We start from the raw sequence: 5085 nt of genomic DNA, 5'->3' as shown, positions 1-5085 counted from the left end.
TGCCATCGACGAATACGTCGCTCACCACAATACCGACCCCAAGCCGTTCATCTGGACCAAGAGCGCGCGCGACATCCTGCAGAAGGTCATTCGGGCAAATAGCCGCTTAAGTTCCAAACAGAACGAAACACTGCACTAGCTGCTTGATCCCCTTGGGGGACGGGCCGCCGCCAGGCGGACCTGGGGGCCGTTCAAGCAGCGACGGGCCGCCCCTAGCTGCTTGATCCCCTTGGGGGACGGGCCGCCGCCAGGCGGCCCTAGGGGCCCTTATTTCCCCCAGCTGTCCTTCAGCCCGGTGATGCGATTGAACACCGGCGCGTCGGCACGGTGGTCGATGCGATCGGTGATGAAGTAGCCGTGGCGCTCGAACTGCACGCGGGTTTCGCCCGGTGCATTGGCCAGTGAGGGCTCGACGTAGCCCTGCGCGATCCGCTTGCTGTTCGGGTTCAGCACGCTCAGGTAGTCGCGACCGCCGGCATCCGGCTGGGCTTCGGTGAACAGGCGGTCGAACAGGCGCAGCTCGGCGGCCACTGCATCGTGCGCGCCGACCCAGGTGATCACGCCCTTGACTTTGATGGCGTCGGCGCCGGGTGTGCCGCTCTTGGTGTCGGGCACCACAGTGGCGGTTACCGCGGTGATTTGGCCGGCCGCGTCTTTCTCGCAGCCGGTGCATTCGATCACCACGCCGTACTTCAGCCGCACCTTGTTGCCGGGGAACAGGCGGAAGAAGCCCTTCGGCGGCACCTCAGCAAAGTCGTCGCGTTCGATCCACAGCGTCGGGCCGAGGCTGAACCGGCGCTGGCCCATCTCGGGGTGGTGCGGGTGCACCGGCGCGTGACAGGGCTCGTGGCCACTGCCGAACACCTCGGCATAGTTCGTCAGCTTCAGCGGCAGCGGGTCGATCACTGCCATCGCGCGAGCGACCTGCGGGTCCAGGTCGTCGCGCTGCGCGATGTCGAGCACCGAGTAGTCGAGCCAGATGTTGGTCTTGCTGGCGCCTGAATCGTCGGCCATCTTGCGGATCGCCGACGGCGTGTAGCCGCGGCGGCGCATGCCGGCCAGCGTGGGCATGCGCGGATCGTCCCAGCCTTGCACATGCTTCTCGTCGACCAGCTGCTTCAGCTTGCGCTTGCTGGTGATCACGTAGCTCAGGTTCAGGCGGCCGAACTCGTACTGCTTGGGCAGCGGGTGCGACAGCAAGCCGCCCTCGGCGAGCCGCTCCAGCAGCCAGTCGTAGAACGGTCGCTGGTCTTCAAATTCGAGCGTGCAGATCGAGTGTGTGATGCGCTCCAGCGCGTCTTCGATCGGGTGCGCGTAGGTGTACATCGGGTAGATGCACCACTTGTCGCCGGTGTTGTGGTGGGTCGCGCGGCGGATGCGATAGATGGCCGGGTCGCGCAGGTTGATGTTGGGTGACGCCATGTCGATCTTCGCGCGCAGCACCATGGCGCCGTCGGCATGCTGGCCGTCGCGCATCTCGCGAAAGCGCGCCAGGTTCTCTGCCGGCGTGCGGCTGCGGAACGGGCTGTCGGTGCCGGGCGTGTTGAAGTCGCCACGGTTGGCGCGCATCTCGTCGGGCGTCTGTTCGTCGACATAGGCCAGGCCGCGCTCGATCAGGTGCTCCGCCGCCCGGTACATGAAATCGAAGTAGTTGCTGGCGAAGTACAGGTGGGGCGTGCCGAAAGCGTTCCAGTCCCAACCCAGCCACTGCACCATCTCTTCGATCGCGTCGACGTACTCCTGCTCTTCCTTCTCGGGGTTGGTGTCGTCGAAGCGCAGGTGGCACACGCCACCGTAGTCGCGTGCCAGGCCGAAGTTCAGGCAGATGCTCTTCGCGTGGCCAACATGCAGGTAGCCGTTCGGCTCGGGCGGGAAGCGCAGCCGCACGCGCGCCGGGTCCGGCTGGCCGGCTGCATGGTGGGCCGCATCGCCGGGGCTGCCACCGAACGGCCGCTGGTCGTAGGTACCCGCCGCCAGGTCGCGCTCGACGATGGCGCGCAGAAAGTTGCTCGGCTTGTGGACTTCAGCGGCTGGGGTGGACTTGGGGTCGCTCATGAAGCGGGTGATCGCTAGGAAAAGTAGCGATCGATTGTAGGGGGCCGCCTGTGCGGCCGCCCCCTATGGCAAGGGGGCGGCGGCCCGCGAGCGCGATCGGTTGGCGATCCGTTGGTGGCCGGGCCGGCGTGCCATTTAGTCTCGCGCCAAGGCTTCGATGGCGAGGCCTGCCAACCGAGGGACACCACCATGCGCACTTCGCTCACCCGCTTCACCACCTTGGCGCTGGCCGCGGCGGCCAGTCTGGCCTGGCCGATGCTGGCGGCCGCCACGCCGCCGACCGACCAGTTCGGCACGCTGGCCTATTCCTGCGCCGGTGCGCCCAGCGGCAGTGGCGTGCCAGTGCAGAACATCGAGCTGGCCACGCTGTTCAAGCCGGAAGACTCGAAGTGCAGGGAAGCCTTCTCACCGGCCATGGCGTTGGTCAAGGCCAAGGCGAACCACGCGGTGACTGGCAGCTCCAGCGGTTTCGCGCAGGCGCAGCCCGGCGGCAAGCTGCGGGTGCGGACCAGCAGCAGCACCAGCATTGGCGAGGAGATGGGGGCCGCCATCGCTGGCTTCACCGATATGTTGATGATCGATGCACCCGGGCAGACCAACAACACTGGTTTGCTGTACTACCGCGTCAAGGTCAAGGGGACGCTCGAAGCCCATGGCCTGAGCGGCGCGACCTTCTTCCGCATCCTGCCGCTGGTGCCTCACCGGGACACCGTCTGGAAGGACTGGGCCGTGCAGTCCGACTGGTCGCAACCGGACGTGGTGCTCAACATCGACGAAACGGTTGTCGTGAGCGCGCGTTTCGACTTCGGCAAGCCCTTGAACCTCACCACCACCGCATGGGCGATCTCCAGTGGCGCCAATGCCCACGGCAGCGTGGTGTTCGACGCCTGGGACTCGATCCGCCTGAAGGGCGTGGACCACATCACCACCTGGGACGGTGTGCCGGTGACCAACTACACCCTCAGCTCGCAGGCCGGGCTGCCGTGGTGAGGCGCGGAGCCGCTCAGCCGGGCGCGGCGCGGGCCGCGTCGTAGAGCGCGCGGGTGGCCTCGCCGGGCTCGGCGCCGAGCACCGAGGCCAACAGCTCGCGGCAACGGCGGTAGGCGCGCAACGCCTCGGCCCGCTCACCCAGCTGCAGATGCACCCGCATCAGCGCGCGGTAGATCGGCTCGGCCAGCACGTCGCATGTCAAGGCACGCTCGTACAGCGCAATCGCGCCAGGCCAGGCGCCACGCGCCTCGAGCGTGGCGCCCCATGCGGCGACGGCGCGGTGGTAGCGCAACGCCAGGCGTTCGCGTGCCATCTGCATGCGGCCGCTCAAGGTTTCGCTGCCGAGCAGCCGGTCGCGGTACAGCGCGACCAGTCGTTCGGCCTGTCGCGTCGTCGTCGCGTCGGCGGCGCCCCCGGCGAGGCCGTGATGCAACTCGTCGGCCAGCGTCTCGAAGGCGCTGGCGTCGCACCACACCAGTGCCGGGTCCAGCGCCACGTTGCCATCGGCCACCAGCACCGCCTCGGGCAGGTCCAGCAGCTTGCGCAGGCGCGACACCGCCATCTCTAGCGAAGCCTTTGGCGCATCCGCGTCGAGCGATGGCCAGAGCGTGTCGATGACGAAGCCGGCATCGACGGGCCCGCCACCATGTGCTGCCAGCAGTGCCAGCAACTCCAGCGGCTTGCGCTGCGCCTTGCCGGCCGAGCGCAGCGGCAGCCCGTCGCGCCAGATCGACAACTCACCCAGCACCTGCACGCGCAGTCGCCACGGCCAGTCGGGGCGCGTCGCATCCGGTGCGTTCAGGTGACGGTCGCGGATGGTGGCACGCACGAACTCGGTTTCGATGCCGGCGTCGAGGGCCGCCTGGCACAGCCGTGCGGCGAGGCCGGGCACGGTGAAGAGAAAGCGGTTGAACTGCAAGCGCACAGCGCCGGCGAGGGCCTGCCTCAGGTAGCCGAGCGCGGCGTCCGGCTGGTGGTCCAGGCGCGCCGCGGCTTCTGCAAACAGGACAAGCACCTCCAGCGTCTCGCCTTGCGTGCCGAGCTGGTACGGCCGCTGGCTGTGCAGCTCGGCTCGGGCTTCATCGAAACGGCCCAGTGCCATCAATACATTGGCGCGCAGCGCGTGGTAGGCGCCCTGGTCGCGCAGCGGCACCTCCACATCGGCGCACACCGCCAGCAGGCGGTCAACCTTGGCCAGCGCCGCGCCCAGGTCTCCGCGTTGCGACAGGTAAGAGGCCTGTGCCCGCAAGCCCTGTGGCAGTTCGCCGGCCGATACATCTGGCATCAGCGCTTCCAACTCCCGGTGAATGCGTTCGGCGCGCGCCAGCTGGCCGGCCTTCAGCGCCACCGGCATGTCCAGCGTCAACAGCGCATAGCGCAGGCCAGGTGGGTCGTGTGCCTCCAGCAAGGCCAGCAAACGTGCACGGGCATGTTGTGCCGCCTCGGCCTGCCCGAAGAACTCGTGGTGGCACATCACGGTGAACCACCAGCGCGACACCAGCTTCGGGCTGGCTTCAGCGATGCGCTCCTGCTGCAAGGCCATCAGCCGGGCCGCGGCCAGGGTGTCCATCTGCTGGCCATGGTGGTCGAGCAGGCACTTCACGAGCATGAACCGTTCGGCTGCGGGCAACGTCGTTTCGATGCGTAGCCCTTCGGTCAGGGCCGCTGCGGCTTCGTCGATGGCGGGCGGGCCGTCGGGCCTGGCCAGCGCGTCGTGATCCAGCGTCGGCCATACCAGGGCAGCCGCGCAGCCGCGCATTGCCGCCGGTTCGCCGCGCCGCGCCTGCTCTGCCAGCCCGGCTTCGCGTGCGGCGCCCAGCCCGGCGGCGAAGCGGGCACACCAGTTCGAGCTGCCCCGGAAGTCGACGAAGTTGAAGTTGATGGCCAGCAGCATGCCGACGGCGGCCCGCCAAGCCGCTGTTGCATCGCCCTGGCGTTCGGACGCGCTCCAGAGCGCTTGCAGAGCGGCGCGGGCGCGCGGCTCGTCGTCAGGAATGAGCGCGAGGGCGGTGTCCAGGTCCATGGTGGGCGACGAGGGGG

Annotated in this window: 3 protein-coding genes; 1 reads left to right on the top strand and 2 read right to left on the bottom strand. The window is 68.3% G+C overall.

The features are described from left to right. Positions 1-267 precede the first annotated feature (267 nt). On the bottom strand, positions 268-2055 hold the full coding sequence (locus VFY73_RS19200) for a glutamine--tRNA ligase/YqeY domain fusion protein (RefSeq protein ID WP_329721749.1): 1788 nt from the start codon (positions 2053-2055) through the stop codon (positions 268-270). Positions 2056-2244: 189 nt separating this feature from the next. On the opposite strand from VFY73_RS19200, the gene VFY73_RS19195 reads away from it, so the two are divergent. Continuing rightward, positions 2245-3045: a hypothetical protein gene (locus VFY73_RS19195; protein WP_329721747.1), complete on the top strand. Its 801-nt coding sequence runs from the start codon at positions 2245-2247 to the stop codon at positions 3043-3045. A gap of 13 nt (positions 3046-3058) precedes the next feature. Here VFY73_RS19195 and VFY73_RS19190 read toward each other — a convergent pair. Further along, the coding region (locus VFY73_RS19190) for a BTAD domain-containing putative transcriptional regulator (RefSeq protein ID WP_329721745.1) at positions 3059-5085 on the bottom strand (2027 nt) is incomplete at its 5' end.

It is taken from the genome of Ideonella sp. (assembly GCF_036277275.1).
Lineage (GTDB): Bacteria > Pseudomonadota > Gammaproteobacteria > Burkholderiales > Burkholderiaceae_C > Ideonella.
The sequence above is the reverse complement of the archived record's forward strand: the minus strand, read 5'-3'. Positions and strand labels throughout refer to the sequence as shown.

What these genes read in the sequence shown, in the direction of transcription:
- VFY73_RS19195 (WP_329721747.1), top strand. Translation starts at nt 2,245, where the DNA reads ATGCGCACTTCGCTCACCCGCTTCACCACCTTGGCGCTGGCCGCGGCG.
- VFY73_RS19200 (WP_329721749.1), bottom strand. Translation starts at nt 2,055, where the DNA reads ATGAGCGACCCCAAGTCCACCCCAGCCGCTGAAGTCCACAAGCCGAGC.